The organism is Kitasatospora sp. NPDC004745, assembly GCF_042873275.1.
GTDB lineage: Bacteria > Actinomycetota > Actinomycetes > Streptomycetales > Streptomycetaceae > Kitasatospora.
Genome location: NZ_JBIALK010000002.1, coordinates 746,827 through 762,749 on the forward strand (window position 1 = coordinate 746,827; position 15,923 = coordinate 762,749).

Annotated in this window: 12 protein-coding genes and 1 pseudogene; 5 read left to right on the forward strand and 8 right to left on the reverse strand. The window is 74.7% G+C overall.

Going from position 1 to position 15,923, the window contains the following annotated elements:
• Nucleotides 1-134: 134 nt before the first annotated feature.
• The 3 genes from ACFYUY_RS07005 to ACFYUY_RS07015 all read right to left on the reverse strand — a co-directional run bounded on the left by ACFYUY_RS07005 (nt 135) and on the right by ACFYUY_RS07015 (nt 4,828).
• Nucleotides 135-1,235 (reverse strand): polysaccharide deacetylase family protein, encoded by a 1,101-nt coding sequence (locus tag ACFYUY_RS07005; protein ID WP_360212366.1) that lies wholly within the window; start codon nt 1,233-1,235, stop codon nt 135-137.
• Nucleotides 1,236-1,440: 205 nt separating this feature from the next.
• Complete coding sequence (locus ACFYUY_RS07010; protein ID WP_360212364.1) at nt 1,441-2,334, reverse strand: aminoglycoside phosphotransferase family protein; 894 nt, start codon at nt 2,332-2,334, stop codon at nt 1,441-1,443.
• Between the two features lie 166 nt (nt 2,335-2,500).
• Nucleotides 2,501-4,828 carry an MMPL family transporter gene (locus tag ACFYUY_RS07015; protein ID WP_387898616.1) on the reverse strand — a complete coding sequence of 776 codons (2,328 nt, stop codon included), beginning with the start codon at nt 4,826-4,828 and terminating at the stop codon, nt 2,501-2,503.
• A gap of 518 nt (nt 4,829-5,346) precedes the next feature.
• On the opposite strand from ACFYUY_RS07015, the gene ACFYUY_RS07020 reads away from it, so the two are divergent.
• From ACFYUY_RS07020 to ACFYUY_RS07035, 4 genes are all read left to right on the forward strand, one after another.
• A complete protein-coding gene (locus ACFYUY_RS07020) occupies nt 5,347-7,551 on the forward strand; it encodes an MMPL family transporter (RefSeq protein WP_387898619.1) in 2,205 nt (734 codons plus the stop codon).
• Nucleotides 7,552-7,847: 296 nt separating this feature from the next.
• On the forward strand, nt 7,848-8,054 hold the full coding sequence (locus ACFYUY_RS07025; protein WP_360212358.1) for a cold-shock protein: 207 nt from the start codon (nt 7,848-7,850) through the stop codon (nt 8,052-8,054).
• Between the two features lie 159 nt (nt 8,055-8,213).
• Complete coding sequence (locus ACFYUY_RS07030) at nt 8,214-9,923, forward strand: DEAD/DEAH box helicase (RefSeq protein WP_387898623.1); 1,710 nt, start codon at nt 8,214-8,216, stop codon at nt 9,921-9,923.
• A 393-nt stretch (nt 9,924-10,316) separates the two neighbouring features.
• Nucleotides 10,317-11,030, forward strand: coding sequence for a ricin-type beta-trefoil lectin domain protein (locus tag ACFYUY_RS07035; RefSeq protein ID WP_387898626.1), 714 nt, complete (start codon nt 10,317-10,319; stop codon nt 11,028-11,030).
• A gap of 73 nt (nt 11,031-11,103) precedes the next feature.
• Here ACFYUY_RS07035 and ACFYUY_RS07040 read toward each other — a convergent pair whose 3' ends face one another.
• Nucleotides 11,104-11,994, reverse strand: a complete 891-nt coding sequence (locus tag ACFYUY_RS07040; protein ID WP_387898629.1) for an AraC family transcriptional regulator — start codon at nt 11,992-11,994, stop codon at nt 11,104-11,106.
• Between the two features lie 95 nt (nt 11,995-12,089).
• Here ACFYUY_RS07040 and ACFYUY_RS07045 point away from each other — a divergent pair, with 95 nt between their 5' ends.
• Nucleotides 12,090-13,004, forward strand: a complete 915-nt coding sequence (locus tag ACFYUY_RS07045) for an MBL fold metallo-hydrolase (RefSeq protein ID WP_360212351.1) — start codon at nt 12,090-12,092, stop codon at nt 13,002-13,004.
• A gap of 105 nt (nt 13,005-13,109) precedes the next feature.
• Here the strand turns inward: ACFYUY_RS07045 and ACFYUY_RS07050 are convergent, their stop codons facing one another.
• The 4 genes and pseudogenes from ACFYUY_RS07050 to ACFYUY_RS07065 all read right to left on the reverse strand — a co-directional run.
• Entirely contained in the window at nt 13,110-13,853 is a 744-nt protein-coding gene (locus tag ACFYUY_RS07050) for a sirohydrochlorin chelatase (protein ID WP_387898632.1), read from the reverse strand.
• Between the two features lie 11 nt (nt 13,854-13,864).
• The gene (locus ACFYUY_RS07055; protein WP_360212348.1) at nt 13,865-14,791 is read right to left on the reverse strand and encodes an ABC transporter permease; all 927 of its coding nucleotides are present in this window, start codon (nt 14,789-14,791) and stop codon (nt 13,865-13,867) included.
• Complete coding sequence (locus ACFYUY_RS07060) at nt 14,778-15,581, reverse strand: ABC transporter ATP-binding protein (protein ID WP_360212346.1); 804 nt, start codon at nt 15,579-15,581, stop codon at nt 14,778-14,780. The genes ACFYUY_RS07055 and ACFYUY_RS07060 overlap by 14 nt, the downstream gene beginning before the upstream one ends.
• Before the next feature lie 145 nt (nt 15,582-15,726).
• Nucleotides 15,727-15,923 (reverse strand): annotated as a pseudogene (locus ACFYUY_RS07065) (sulfate ABC transporter substrate-binding protein); the annotation flags it as partial.

Here is a 15,923-nt window from a genome sequence, read left to right on the forward strand (position 1 = left end):
GATGGCCGAGTGGTCGGTCCGTGGTCCCCGTGCCCCGCGGCCGGGCCCGCCGCCGGAGGGCGCGCCGGGTGCGGGCCGGGCTCCGGCGTTGTGCCGCGCCGCGGTGGCCGGGCGCGGCGCGGCCGTCGGCTCCGCTAGGCGGCCGGGAAGTCGAAGGTGTAGCCCTGGGCCACCAGCCAGGGCAGCAGCTGCTTGAGCGCGGCGATGGTCTGGCTGCGGTCGCCGCCGCCGTCGTGCATCAGGATCACGCCGCCGGGCTTCAGCTGGTTCTGCACGGTGGAGACGATGGCGGGCACGCCGGGGCGCGACCAGTCGCGCGGGTCGACCGACCAGCCCAGCGAGGACATCCCCAGGCCCGCGGTGATCTGCTCGTTGTCGGCGTTGAACCCGCCGCCGGGGGCGCGGAACCAGGTCACCTGGGTGCCGGGGCCGCCGGCCTGGACGATCATGTCCTTGGCGGCGGAGATCTCGTAGGCGGCCTTGTCGTGGGGGAGCTTCGCGAACGGCTGCGGGTGGTGGACGCTGTGGTCGCAGAGCCGGTGGCCGGCCGCGAGGACGCGCTTGACCAGGGCCGGGTTGGCGGCGGCGTTCTGGCCGATCTCGCAGAAGGTGGCCTTGGCGTGGTACTGCGCGAGCAGGTCGAGGATCTGCCCGGTGGCGGGGCCGGGGCCGTCGTCGAAGGTGAGTGCCACGGTGCGGCCGCCGGAGGCGGTGGAGGACAGGACGGTGCCGGGCTTGGCGTGGCCGGGGGCCCCGGGCGCGGACGCGGTGGGGGCCGGCGGTGCGGGGGTGGCCGGGTGGGAGGAGTCGGCCGGCACGGCGGGGACGGCGCTGGGCGCTCCGGTCGCCGGTCCTGCCGGTGACCCCGTCGTCGATCCCGTCGTCGATCCGGTCGGGGAGCCCGTCGGGGATCCGGCCGGGGTGCCCGGCTGCTTGGACGTGCGCGGCTTCGGGGTGGCCGGCGGGGCGGCGGGGGAGCCGGCCACGGCGTCGGAGCCGGGGGTGGGCGCGATGGTCCCGGCCGGGGTCCCGGTCGGCGCGCCGGTGTCCGGGGTGATGGTGATCGGCGGCCGGGTGGCCGGGCTGCCGCCGGCCTGCGACTGGAGCGCCCCGTTCGCGGTGCCGCACGCGGCCAGGCCCAGGGCGGCGGCCACCACGACGCAGCCCGCGAACAGCCGCCGGCGGCGGGCCGTGCGGGTCGGGAGGGTGGCTTCGCGGGGGGCGGGCTGGGGCATGGCGGCGGCTCCGGTTGGCGCAGAGGGGTGCATGGACGGGGGCCGATCCCTCGGTCAGGATGACTGTCCGATAGGACGCCGATCGTACGTGCCCCGGTTGCGCGCCGGACCGGACCGCCGTAGGAGTCTTCTCACACCGGCCCGGGTTGGCACCCCACCCGTCCGGCGGTTATCCGGCGCCCCTCGCGCCCCGTCCGCCCCCGCGTCAGAAGGGGTACCAGCGCACCCCGGTGGCCCCCTCCCGCAGCGACTCGACCCGGCGCCGGAACTCCGCCAGCGCGGCCGGGTTCCCGGGCGCCTGCTGGGCGACCCAGGAGGCGCTGGCCGTCTCCCGCGCCCCGCGCAGCACCGCGAAGCCGGGCCAGTCCCGCACGTCCCAGCCGTACGCCGCGGTGAACGCCCGGTACTCCTCCCCGGGCACGCCGTACCGGTCGTGGCTGAGCGCGAGGACCACCAGGTCGTGCTCCCGCAGGTCGTGCGAGACGGTCTCCAGGTCGAGCAGGACGGGCCCGTCCGGGCCGACGTGGACGTTGCGCGGCAGCGCGTCGCCGTGGATCACCCCGGGCTGCAGGTGCGGGGAGAGGTCGGGGAGGGCGGCGGCGAAGGCGTCCCGGCGGCGGCGCAGGAAGTCGACGTCGGCCGGATCGACGTGGCCCTCGGCGCCGGCGAGCCAGCGCTCGACCGGGGCCAGCAGGTCGCGCCGGCCGAGCGGCAGCGGAGGCGCCGGGAGCCGGTGCAGGGCGCGCAGCAGCGGGGCGAGGTCCGCGGGCCGGGCGGGTCGCACGGCGGGGGCGAGCCGGTACCAGAAGGTGACCGGATGGCCGTCGGCGAGCTGCGGCCCGGGCGGGAGCTCCCGGTGGGGGCGCACCACCGGGACGCCCTGCCCGGCGAGCCAGTGGGCGACGGCGAGTTCGCGCCGCGCCCGCTCCTGCAGCTCGGGGCCGCGGCCGACCTTGGCGACGACGGCCGGGTCGCCGAGGTCGAAGACCGCGTTCTCGCCGAGCGCGAGCAGCCGGGCGTCGTCGGGGCCGGGCAGGCCGGCGGACGCGCAGGCCCGGGCGAGCAGCAGCCGGGCGCGGCCCTCGTCGAAGGGGATCATGGGGTGCTCCGTTGTGCCGGCGTTCATCCGGAGGCCTCCGGGTCGTGATCATCATGACGCACCGGTGCCGGGCCCCGCGGGCTGCGGGGTCCGGCACCGGTGCGTGGCGGCCGGCGGGCCGGCGCTGGTGGTACGGGTGGTACGGCGGCGGGACGGGCGCCGGGGCTCAGACCTCGATCCGGCGGTGCCGCGCGCCCTGCGGGGCCGGGGCGGGCAGCCCGCCGTCCGGCGCGGGGCCGGGACCGACCGGCGGGGCGGACCCGAACGGCGCGGTGGAACCGCCGCGCGGGGTGTCGCCGGCACCGGCCGCCGGGGCCGCTTCGCCGTGCGAGAGGTCCGGCAGCCAGTGCAGCCAGCGCGGCAGGTACCAGTTGCGCTCGCCGAGCAGGCTCATCACGGAGGGCAGCAGCACGGCCCGGATCACCGTCGCGTCGATCAGGACGGCGACGGCGAGGCCGACGCCCATCTGCTTCATCGCCTGCATGGAGAGCGTGCCGAAGACCGCGAACACCGCCACCATGATCACCGCGGCGCTGGTGACCACCCCGGCCGTGGAGCGGATGCCGTGGGCGATCGCGGCCCGGGTGGGCAGGCCGCGGTCGCGGCCCTCCTTGATCCGGGAGACCACGAACACGTGGTAGTCCATCGAGAGGCCGAAGAGGATCACGAAGAGGAACAGCGGCACCCAGGACTCGACCGCCCCGACCCCGGCGGTGCCCAGCAGCGAGGCGCCCACGCCGTGCTGGAAGACCAGGGTCAGCACCCCGTACGCGGCGCCCACCGAGAGCAGGTTGAGCACGACGGCGGTGGCGGCGACGGCCAGCGAGCGGAAGGAGGTGAGCATCAGCAGGAAGGCGAAGGCGACCACGAAGCCGAACACCAGCGGCATCGAGCCGGTCATCCGGGCGTTGAAGTCGTACGAGCCGGCGGTCTGCCCGGTGACCGGGGCCTCGGTGCCGGGCACCCGCAGGACGGTGGCCGGCACCAGGTCCTCGCGCAGGGTCCGCAGCGCCTCGTTGCTGGTGGCGTCGTTGCCGGTGCCGTTGAGCGGGACGTCGACGGTGGCGATGCCGTGCTCCGCGTGCACGGTGACGTCCACCGGTCCGTGCATCCGGCCGCTGGCCAGGGCCCGCGCCCTGAGGTCGGCCAGGGCGGCGGTCATCGCGGGGGAGGTGATGTCGGCGGCCTTGACGACGACGGTCGCGGGGGAGGGGCTGCCGGGGAAGGCGGCCTCGATCCGCTGCGCCGCGGTCACCAGGGCGTTGCCGCGGGGCAGTTGCTGCTGGAAGGTCAGGTTGGCGGTGTGCATGGTGAGCAGCGGCGCGGCCAGCGCGAGCAGGAAGGCGCCGGAGAGCAGGGTGGCGGCGAGCGGGCGGCGCAGCACGGGGGTCAGCACGGCGTTCCAGAACCGGCCGCCGGTGTGCGCGGTGTCCCGGCGGCGGAGCCTGCCGAGCAGCGGCACCCGGCCGCGCTCGACCCGGTCGCCGAGCAGGGAGAGCAGGGCGGGCAGCACGGTGAGCGAGCCGAGCACGGCGGTGACGACGACCACGATGGTGGCGAAGGCCATGGCCCGGAAGTCGGCGATCCCGGTGAGGAACATGCCGGCCATGGCGACGACCACGGTGACACCGGAGACCAGCACGGCCCGGCCGCTGGTGGCGGCGGCGACGGCCAGCGCGGTGTGCGGGTCGCGGCCGGCGGCCCGTTCCTCGCGTTCGCGGCGCAGGTAGAACAGGCAGTAGTCGACGCCTACGGCGAGGCCGACCAGCAGCATGACCGAGCTGGCGTCGTTGCTGGTGTGCAGCAGGCCGCTGGTCAGCGCGACCAGTCCGCCGGCCGCGACGAAGGCGGTGAGCGCGAGCACCACCGGCAGCACGGCGGCGACCAGGGCGCCGAAGGCGACCAGCAGGATGCCGAGGGCGAGCGGCACGGCCGTCCACTCGGCGCGCGCGAAGTCGTCGGCGAACTGGTCCTGGATCCACTTGCCGGAGCTGGCGTCGCCGAGCTCGACGACGGTGAGGTCGGGGTGCTGCCGCTGCACGGCCGCGACGGCGTCCAGGACGGCGGGGACGTCGGCGAGCGCCCGGTCGTGGTCGCCGTCGAGCGTGAGCTGGACGAGGACGGAACGGCCGTCCGCGGAGACCGCCCCGGTGTCGGCGGGGGAGCGGACCGCGGTGACCTTGCCGGTGGCCCGGACGGCGCTCGTCACCTGGTCGACGACGGCCCGGAAGCCGGGGTCGTCGGCCTTGCGGGTGGCGCTCTGGACCAGGACGTTCTCGGTGGCGGGGCTCTTGAGGCCGGCCTCGGCGAGGAGCCTGGCGGCGCGGGAGACCTGGCCGAGCATGGCCTCGGACTCGGTGACCTGCGTGCTGCCGTGCAGTCCGCCGAGGACGGCGGCGAGCACGACGAAGAGCAGCCAGCCGAAGACGGCGGTCTTCCTGTGCCGGGCGCTCCAGGCGCCGATGGCGGCGGCCGTGCCGGATCTGGTCGTCATGGTGGGTCCCCCCGGGGAGTGCGGCGGTCGTCGCCGGCGCGGTGGTGCCGGACCGGCCCGTGGTGGCCGCCGGATCGCGGGCGCCGGTGCGGTCCGGCGCCGCAACAGACAGTAGGGAAACGGCCGTTGACCAGGTATCCGGCTGGCGGGTGAGCCCGCCCGGGGGCCTTCCTCGGGGGCGGGGTGGGGTTTTCCCTACCGTCCTACCCTGATGTCTCCTCCCCGGGGGTAGGGGGTGGGATCCACCCTGAGGGGGAGCTGTCTCCACCCGGAGCACGAGGTCAAGAGGGGTCCGTTCGGGAGAGACTGGGTCGGGGCCGGTTCGGGGCGGCCCGACGGGGGTTGGAACACGGGGGCTCCTTGCCGGTCGGCAAGCACGTGCTCGTAGGATGACGCCCAGACCTACTTACCTGCCGACCGGCTAGGGAGCGTCGACGAGCGTCTCCCGCCGGTCCTGCCGTCGCCCGGCGTCCCGTCCCCCAAGGGCTGCGGTGAACCATGCCCAGGAGGCATCGAGCATGTTCCACCGACTAGGACAATTCGTCGTCCGCCGCGCGTGGTGGGTGATCATCGCGTGGGTGGTCGGGATGATCGCCGTCGTCGCCACGGCGCCGAAGGTCAGCTCCCAGACCGACGAGGCCGCCTTCCTCCCCAAGCACTACGAGTCCATCCAGGCCATGCAGGTGCAGGAGCGGGCCTTCCCGTCCGCCTTCACCCCGTCCGCGCTCGCCCTGTTCGAGCGCAACGACGGTGGCGCGCTCACCGACGGCGACAAGGCCGCGATGGGCAAGCTCGTCGACGACATGACCGCCAAGAAGATCGACGGCGTCGCGAAGATCGTCCCGCCGAGCGACCAGTTCGGCTTCTCGCCGGACCACAAGTACGCGATGGCCATGATCGAGGTCGACAAGGCCAAGCAGCAGGACCAGAACCAGATCGCGGACGTGGCCAAGGCCATCCGCGACGAGGGCAAGTCGCTCGCCGGCAGCACCGAGCTGAAGTTCCAGCTCGGCGGCCCCGCCGCGCAGGCCCTCGACCAGAAGGACGCCTCCGGCTCGGCCGAGGGCATCATCACCATGGCCACCCTGCTGCTGGTCATCCTGATCGTCGGCATCATCTTCCGCAGCGTCCTGGCCGGCCTGCTGCCGATCCTGGTCTCGCTGGTGGTCGCGCTGCCCGCCTCCATGGGCATGATCAACTACGCCACCAAGGCGTTCGACCTCAAGAGCACACCGGTGCTGATGGCGATCCTGATCGTCGTCGTGCTCGGCGTCGGCACCGACTACTTCCTGTTCCTCGCCTTCCGCTACCGCGAGCGGCTGCGGGCCGGCGACGACCGCAAGGACGCCGTGGTCAACGCGGTCGGCCGGGTCGGCGAGGCGATCGCCTCCGCCGCCGGCGCCGTCACCATCGCCTTCGCCGCGCTGATCCTCTCCAGCCTCGGCATGTTCCAGGCCCTCGGCCCGGCGCTGGCCATCGCGGTGGTCGTCACCGCCCTGGCCGCGCTCACCCTGGCCCCGGCGCTGCTCGCCGTCATCCCCGCCCGCGCCGTCTTCTGGCCCGGCAAGAAGTGGATGAACGAGCCGAGCACCGCGCGCTTCACCGCGCTCGGCCGCGTCGTCCAGAAGCGTCCGGCGCTGGTCGCCGCCTCCTCCGGCGCCGTCCTGATCGCCCTGTCCGTCGGCGCGCTGAGCTACAACGGCCTGTTCGACATGGCCGGCAGCTCCATGCCCAAGGACAAGGAGTCGATGGTCGTCCAGGACAAGATGGCCACCGGCTTCTCCGCCGGCGCCGCCGACCCGAGCCAGGTCTACCTGAGCAGCACCGGGGGCGCGAAGCTCGACCCGGCCTCCTTCCAGGCCTACGCCGACAAGCTCCAGGGCGTCACCGGGGTCTCCAAGGTCTACGTGCCGAGCGCCGAGGCCAAGAGCGTCAGCGCCGACGGCACCACCGCCCAGTTCACCGTCATGCTCAAGGACGCGCCCGCCAGCAACGAGGCGATCGACGCCGTCACCGCGCTGCGCGAGGTCGCCCACGGCCAGGCCCCGGCCGGCACCGAGGCCAAGGTCGCCGGCCTCACCTCGGTGTACAAGGACATCAACCTGGCGATGACCCACGACTACAAGCTGGTCTTCCCGATCGCCGGGCTGCTGATCCTGCTCATCCTGGCGCTCCAGCTGCGCAGCGTGGTCGCCCCCTGGTACCTGATGGCCTCGGTGGGCCTCGGCTTCAGCGCCACGCTGGGTGCCACCACGCTGCTCTTCCAGAAGATCGGCCACGAGACCGGCCTGATGTTCATGATGCCGATCCTGATCTACCTCTTCGTGGTGGCGATCGGGACGGACTACAACATCCTGATCATCGCCCGACTGCGCGAGGAGGCCCGCGAGGGCCGCAGCCCGCGCGAGGCGGCCCGCGAGGCGCTGCGCCACGGTGGTCCGACCGTCGCCGCGGCCGGGTTCATCCTGGCGGCCTCGTTCGGGACGTTCATGCTCGCGGGCAACACCTTCATGATGGAGTTCGGCTTCGCGATGGCCTTCGGCATCATCCTGGCGGCCTTCGTGATGGCGATGTTCTTCACCCCGTCGCTCACCGCGCTGATCGGCAACGCCGCGTGGTGGCCCGGTCACGGCGCGACCCCGGGCCACGGCCACGGCCAGGGCGGCCGCCCCGCTCCGGTGGCGGGCTCGCACGGTGTGCCGGAGCCGGCCGGCCGGCGCTGACCGGTTCGTCCGGAAACAGGCGGCGCCCCGCTTCGGCGGGGCGTCGCCTGCCCCTTTCCCGGCGCCGCCAAACGTGATCTGTCGGGCAGAAAAGTCCCCGGTCAATCGGGGTGCCGCCGTGCTACAGTCGACTCAGTTGCAGTTTTGGTTCCCATGAACGTATGTGTGCGCCTGCTGGTTCCAACCAACAGGCGCATTTGTTTTGTCCGGTGTTTCAGTCTCCGGATGGGGATCGCGGCTACTCCGGGGTCCACACGGTGTGGATCCCTGATGCCCCAGTTTTAGAGGAGACGGTTATGGCTACCGGCACCGTGAAGTGGTTCAACAGCGAGAAGGGCTTCGGCTTCATCGAGCAGGCCGAGGGTGGCCCGGACGTGTTCGCCCACTACTCGAACATCCAGGCGAACGGCTTCCGTGAGCTGCTCGAGGGCCAGCAGGTCGAGTTCGACGTGACCCAGGGCCAGAAGGGCCCGCAGGCCGAGAACATCCGCGTCATCGGCTGACGTCAGCCTCCGCGCTGACTCGCGATATCGCGAAGCGGGGGCCCGCACCACTCGGTGCGGGCCCTCGCCCATGCCGCCGTACGGCCGGGGCGGCGAACTCCAATCCGACGGCCGACCAGCCCCCGACACCGGGGCTGTAGACCTCCGGACGGAGACCCCTTGACCACCCCTGCCCACCCCCCGCGCGACCGCGCCGCCCGCACCGCCGACCGCGGTGCCGACCAGGCCCGCCGCACCGAGCGCCCGCGCCGCGGCGAGAACGCCGACCGCGCCCGCCGCGGCGACAACCCGCGCGCCACCGGCGCCGACCGCTCGCGCAAGCCGCGCAGCCGCGCCGGCGCCCCCCGCACCACCACGCCCGAGGCCGCCGACTTCACCGTCGTCGAGGGCACCCCGGCCCGGCCCCCGGCGGCCACCTTCGCCGAGCTCGAACTGCCCAAGGGCATCCTCGCCGCGCTCACCCGCGAAGGCGTCACCGAGCCCTTCCCGATCCAGGGCGCCACGCTGCCCGACTCGATCGCCGGCCGCGACGTGCTCGGCCGCGGCCGCACCGGCTCCGGCAAGACCCTCGCCTTCGGCCTGCCGCTGCTGGCCCGCACCGCCGGCAAGCGCGCCGTCGGCCGCTACCCGCTGGCGCTCGTCCTGGTGCCCACCCGCGAGCTGGCCCAGCAGGTCACCGAGGCGCTCACCCCGTACGCCACCGCCGTCAACCTGCGGATCACCACCGTCGTCGGCGGCATGTCCATCGGGCGGCAGTCCAACGCGGTGCGGCGCGGCACCGAGGTCCTGGTCGCCACCCCGGGCCGGCTGGACGACCTGATCGGCCGCGGTGACGTCAACCTCTCCGACGTCGCCGTCACCGTCCTCGACGAGGCCGACCAGATGGCCGACATGGGCTTCCTGCCGCAGGTCAGCAAGCTGCTGGAGCAGGTCGCCGAGGGCGGGCAGCGGATGCTGTTCTCCGCGACCCTGGACCGCAACGTCGACCGCCTGGTCAAGCGCTTCCTCACCGACCCGGTGACCCACTCGGTCGACCCCTCGGCCGGCGCGGTCACCACCATGGACCACCACGTCCTCCAGCTGGACCCGGCCGACAAGGCGTCCACCACCGCGCACATCGCCTCCCGCGACGGCCGCGTGATCATGTTCGTGCACACCAAGCACGGCGCCGACCGGCTCGCGAAGCAGCTGCTCGCCAACGGCGTCAAGGCCGCGGCCCTGCACGGCGGCAAGTCCCAGCCGCAGCGCAACCGGGTCCTGGACCAGTTCCGCGACGGCAACGTCACCGCGCTGATCGCCACCAACGTCGCCGCGCGAGGCATCCACATCGAGGGCCTCGACCTCGTCGTCAACGTCGACCCGCCGGTCGACCACAAGGACTACCTGCACCGCGGCGGCCGCACCGCCCGGGCCGGCGAGTCCGGCACCGTCGTCACCCTCGTGCTGCCCGAGCAGCGCCGCGAGGTCAACCGGCTGATGACGGTCGCGGGCATCCGCCCCACCGTCACCAAGGTCCGCCCCGGCGACGCCGACCTCGCCAAGATCACCGGCGCCCGCACCCCCAGCGGCGTCGCGGTCACCCTCGCCGTCCCGGTCGTCGCCGCCCCCGCGGCCGACAAGTCCGCCGAGGGCCGGACCGGCGCCCCGCGCCGCCGCGCCGGCAAGCGCTCCGGGCTGCCCACCGACGTCGACATGAACGGCAACCCGCGCCGCCCCCGCCCCAAGCAGCGGATGGGCGCCGCAGCCCAGGGCGACCGCCCGCAGGCCGCCGGGTTCATCGGCCGCTCCTCCGGCCGCGCCAAGCCCGGCAGCGGCGCCAAGAGCGGCTCCAACTACGGCACCGGCCGCCAGCGGCGCAAGTTCGACTGACGCAGCCCAAGGACGGACACCGGCCCGGCACCCCCCCCGCAGTACGGGGGTGCCGGGCCGGTGGCGTTCCGGCGGGGCGGTGCCGGTGCCCGCGCGGGGTGCCGGTGCCGGCGCCGGTGCGGGTGGCAGTGCCCGCGCGGGTGGCGGCGGTGCCCGCGCCCACGAACGACCCGCCGACCGGCGCCCGTCCGGGCCGCCCCCGCCGGAAACCGCCGGTCGCCGCACCGCGGCCGCTCAGCAGCGGTGCGACCGGCAGTTCCGGCGAGCTGCCGGTTGACGCCCGGTACCGCTTCCCCGAGGCTTCACGAGCCCCGCATATTCCGCACGGAACTGTCACGGGCCAAGCCGAACAAGCCGACTGACGAACAGTCATCCACGAAGGGGACCGGTTCCATGCGCCGCACCACCGCCCTGCTCGCCTCCTCCCTGATCGCCGCCGCCGCCGCGCTCTTCGCTCCGGCCACCGCCGCACAGGCGGCCCCGTCCTGCACGGTCTACGCCAGCCCGTGGAACGCCGTCGGCACCTGCACCGGCCTCGACCCGATGCAGACCTGGGCCGTCACGGCCAGCTGTCAGTACTGGAACGCCGACCACACCATGCAGCTCTTCCGCCCGGCCTTCGGCGGCTTCGGGATGGGCGACGGCAGCGTCTCGGCGAGCTGCATGGTCGGCGACGCCGTCTGGTTCCCGCGCGTCGTCCTCGGCGCCACGCCCCCCGCCGGTCCGACCGGCCAGATCACCGGCTACGCGAGCAAGTGCGTGGACGTGAAGGGCGCGAACACCGGCAACGGCACCCCCGTGCAGATCTACGACTGCAACGGCAGCGTCGCCCAGAAGTGGCGGATCGGCGTCGACGGCACCGTCCGCGCCCTCGGCAAGTGCCTGGACATCAAGGGCGGCGGCACCGGCAACGCCACCCTCGCCCAGCTCTACGACTGCAACGGCACCGGCGCCCAGCAGTGGCAGGCCCGCCCCGACGGCTCGCTCCTCAACCCGCAGTCCGGCCGCTGCCTGGACGACCTCGGGTTCTCCACCACCAACGGCAACCAGCTGGGCATCTGGGACTGCAACGGCGCCGCCAACCAGAAGTGGAACCTGCCCGTCTGATCCGGGCGCCCCGCGCGGGGCGGCGCGGCCGACGCTCCTGCGGCCCCTCCGGGGAGCCGTCGGCCGCACCGCCTCAGGGGCGCTCCGCCGCCGCGCGGTAGCGGCCCGGGGTGAGCCCCGCGTGCCGCTTGAAGGCGTGCGAGAACGCGAACGGCGAGCCGTAGCCGACCTGCCGCGCCACGGTCGGCAGCGGCTGGTCGGTCTCGCGCAGCAGCCGCGCCGCCGTGGTCATCCGCCACCACGTCAGATAGCCGATGGGCGGCTGCCCGGTGAGCGCGGTGAACCTGCGGGCCAGCGTCGCCCGCGACAGCCCGACCCGGGCCGCCAGGTCCTCCACCCGCCAGGGCCGGGTCAGGTCGGAGTGGATCGCCTCCAACGCGGCCGCCACCTCGCGGTCCCGCAGTGCCAGCGGCCACCCCTCCTGCACGTTCCCGTCGAGCCAGGCCCGCACCAGGTACACCAGCAGCAGGTCGAGCAGCCCCGAGACCGCCGCGTCCCGGCCCGGCCGGGCCCCGGAGGCCTCCGCGGCCAGCAGCTCGATCGCCGCGCGCAGCTCCGGGTGGCGGCCGAGCCGGGCCGGGACGTGCACCACCTCCGGCAGGCCGGCCAGCACCGGGTGCGCGCGGGTGCGGTCCAGCCGGTACTTGCCGCACAGGAAGTCGGCGGCGCCGTCCGGGGCGTCCGCCCCGTCGACGAGCGTGCCGAACGGCGCCGGGCCCGTGACCCGCGGCGAGTCGGACAGCGCGTGCGCGCCGCCGTGCGGCACCAGGACCGCGTCCCCCGCCTCCAGCCGGGTCGGCTCGCCGTGCTCGGGGACCAGCCAGCCGGCGCCGCGCAGCAGGACGTGGAACCCGGCCCCGTCGTAGGGCTCGAACCGCTGGCACCACGGCCCGAGGACCCGCAGCCGGTCGGAGGAGGGCCGCCCGGTGCGCATGGCCGCGATCGCGTCGCTCAGTACGTCCACCGGCTCATCGTACGGGCCGGGTGGCGAGACGATCGCGCAATCATACGAGCCGATCGGGCATCGGAACGCTCGCCCGCCCGACCTAACGTGGAGTCATGCAGACCTTCCACCTCGGCGAGATCGAGGTCACCAAGATCGTCGAACTCCAGGGCCCGTTCGCGCCCGCCCGCACCGTCGTCCCGGGCTCGCCCCCCGAGCTCTGGCGGGACAACGCCGCCTGGCTGGCCCCCGACCACTGGAACCCCGCGGACGACCACCTCGTCGGAGCGGTCCAGACCTGGATCCTGCACTGCGCCGACAAGGTCGTCCTCGTCGACACCGGCGTCGGCAACGACCGCGACCGGCCCCAGGCCCCGCTCTTCAGCGGCCTCGAGGGCGACTTCCTCGACCGGCTCGCCGCCGCCGGCGTCCGGCCTCAGGACGTGGACTTCGTCGTCAACACCCACGTCCACTACGACCACGTCGGCTGGAACACCCGGCTGGAGAACGGCGCGTGGACGCCGACGTTCCCCAACGCCACCTACCTGATCCCGCTCGCCGACCAGCGCCACTTCGACCCCCGCAACGCCCACCGGCGCCCCGCCGCCCGGAACGAGCAGGAGCGGGCCGCCCGGGCCGGCGACGAGCTCGTCTACACCGACAGCATCGCCCCCGTGCTCGGCCAGGCCGTGCTCTGGGAGGGCACCCACCGCATCGACGCCGCCCTCACCCTCGAGGCCGCCCCCGGCCACACCCCCGGATCCGCCGTCCTGCGGGTGCGGTCCGGGACGGACCGCGCCGTGTTCGTCGGCGACCTGATGCACAGCCCCGTGCAGATCCTCGACCCCAGCCACAGCAGCTGCTTCTGCGAGGCCCCGCAGCAGGCCGCCGCCACCCGGCGCAGCGTGCTCGAACGCGCCGCCGACGACCGCGAACTCGTCGTGCCCGCGCACTTCGCCGGCGCCGGCGCGGCCGAGGTCCGGCGCGAGGGCAGCCGCTTCGCGATCACCGGCTGGGCCCCGGCGGCCTGATCCGCGCCCGGGCCGGTGATGCCGCGGGCGGGTGGTCCAGCGGGTGGCCGGGTGGCCGGGTGGTCGAGCGGTCGGCCAGCCGGTCGGCCAGCCGTCCGGGCGGGTTCAGGCGGACAGCGCCGCCGGCGCCGGGACCGCCGCCCGCGCGGCCGCCCGCGCCCCGTCGTAGCGCTCCAGCAGCAGCTCCGCCACCTCGGGGGCGGCTCCCAGCACCCCGGCGACCAGGTCGGCACCCGCCGCGTCCGCCGCGATGCGGTCGGGCAGCAGCCCCGGTGCCAGCAGGTACGGCGAGACGGCGGTGCGCACGGCCCCGGCCGCGCGCAGGGCCGCCAGCGCCGCGGGTACGCGCGGACCGGAGGCCGAGGCGTACGCCACCTCGACGCCGGCCCAGCCCCGGGCGCGGCGCCAGCGGTCGGCCACCGCGCGGGTCGCCGCGTCGGCCGCCGGGTCCGAGGAGCCCGCGGCCGCCAGCACCAGTCCGGTCCGGGCCCGGACGGCCGCGGAGCCCACGTCCAGTCCCGCCTCGGCGAGCCGCCGCTCCAGGGCGGCGAGCAGCAGCGGGGAGGGCCCGAGCACGTCCGCCACCGGCAGCCCGGAACCGGCGGCCCGCAGCGCGCCCGGGACGTCGTGCTTGGCGTGGAAGGCCCGGTTGAGCAGCAGCGGGACCGCCACCGCCGCCCCGAGCCGCCCGACCACCTGGGGGATCCGCGGGGCGCAGTGGTCCAGGTAGGCGGTGGCGACCTCCAGGCCGGGCCGCCGCGCCCGCACCCGCTCGACGAGCGCGGCCACGGTCGCGGCGTGCCGCGGGTCGCGGCTACCGTGCGCGATCAGGAGCAGGGCGGGCGTCATCGGTCGTCACCTCACTTGGCGGCGGCCAGCAGGCCGCGGTTGCGCAGCACCCGGCGCTCGACCGGGGTGAACACCAGCAGTTCGATGGCGATGCCGACGAACAGGATCAGGACGATGCCGAGCAGCACCCCGGACATGTCGGAGAACTCGCGCTGGTTCTCCAGGTACCGGCCGAGGCCGAGGCCCAGGTCGGGGGAGGAGGCCACCAGCTCGGCGGCCATCAGCGAGCGCCAGGAGAAGGCCCAGCCCTGCTTGAGGCCGGCCAGGTAGCCGGGCAGCGCGGCCGGGATGAGCACGTGCCGGGCGCCGGTCAGGCCGGTGGCGCCGATGGTGCGGCCGGCCCGCAGGAACAGCGGCGGCACCTGGTCGATGCCGGCCACCAGGCCGTTGGCGATCGACGGGACGGCGCCGAGCAGGATCACCGCGTACATCATCCGGTCGTTGATGCCGAGCCAGATGACCGCGGCCGGCACCCAGGCGACCGAGGGCAGCGACTGCAGGCCCTGCAGCACCGGCCCGATCGCGGTGCGCACCGGGCGCACCCGGGCCACGACCAGCCCGATCGGGGTGCCGATGACGACGGCCAGCAGGAAGCCGGACAGGCCGCGCCAGACGCTGGTCCAGATGATGGAGAACAGGGTGCCCTGGTACCAGAGGTCCTGGGCGGAGTGCCACACGTCGGCCGGACTGGGCAGCTTGTAGGCGGAGGTGAGGTGCAGGCTGTACGCGCCCTGCCACAGCGCCAGCACCACCAGCACGCCGATCAGCGGCGGCAGTGCCTTGGCCCGCAACGCCTCGCCGAGCGAGCCGCGCTGGGCGGAGACGGCGTCCAGGGCGTCGAGGCCGGCGCCGACGTCCGCGGTGTCGGTGGGGGCGGCCCGGTCGGCCGGGGTCCGGTCGGTCTTGTCCAGGACCGGAGTGGTGTCAGTGCTGGCCATGGCGACGGATCTCCCCACGCAGTTCTTCGGTGATCTCGATGGACAGGTCGGCGACGCCCGCGGACTCGATCCGGCGGGGTTGCGGCAGGTCGATCCGCCACTCGCGGGCGACCCGGCCCGGGCGGGAGGAGAGCAGCACGACGCGCTGGGCGAGCCGCACCGCCTCGCGCACGTTGTGGGTGACGAACAGGACGGACAGCTGCCGTTCGGCCCAGATCCGGGTGATCTCGTCGTGCAGCACGTCGCGGGTGATGGCGTCGAGCGCGGCGAAGGGCTCGTCCATCAGCAGCACCTTGCTGCCCTGGGCGAGGGCGCGGGCCATCGCGACGCGCTGGCGCATGCCGCCGGACAGCTCGTGCACCCGCTTGCCGTAGGAGCCCTTGAGGCGGACGAGTTCCAGCAGGCGCTCGGCCTCGGCGCGGCGTTCGGCGCGCGGGACGCCGGCGAGCTTGAGGGCGAGCTCGATGTTGCGTCCGGCGGTGAGCCAGGGGAACAGCGCGTGCTCCTGGAACATCAGGGCCGGGCGGCCGCCAGGCACCTCGATGCTGCCCGCGGTGGGCCGGTCGAGGCCGGCCACCAGGTTGAGCAGGGTGGACTTGCCGCAGCCGGAGGCGCCGAGCAGGGTGACGAACTCGCCGGGCGCGACGTCGAGGGTGATGTCGTCCAGGACGGGGGTCTGCGCGCCGGGGCGGCCGAAGGACTTGTGCACGTGCGAGATCCGGACGGCGGGCGTGTCGACGGGGGCGTCGGTGCCGGCGGCGTCCGCCGAGGTGGTCAGTGCCGGGGTCATCCGGGCACCTCCTGCGTGAGTGGTCTGGCGGGTTCGGGGCCGGGGCCCGGCCCCGCCCGTCCCGGTGGGCATCGATCGTGGATCGACCGGGCGGGCGGGGGTCCGGACCGCGGAGTCGGGGAGCGGGACTCGGTGCTGCCCGGCGCTACTTGGCGCCGAGCCCGGCGTCCGCCACGGGGCTCTGGCCCTTCTCCTTGAGCACCTTGTTGAGCAGGGTGAGGTCGTAGATGCCGTTCAGGTTCGGCTTCTTGAGGAGGCCGGCGGTGACGGCGTGGTCGGCTTCGGCCTGGAGGGTGCCGGCGAGGGGGTCGTCGAGGAAGTCGATGTCGGCCCAGGCGGGGT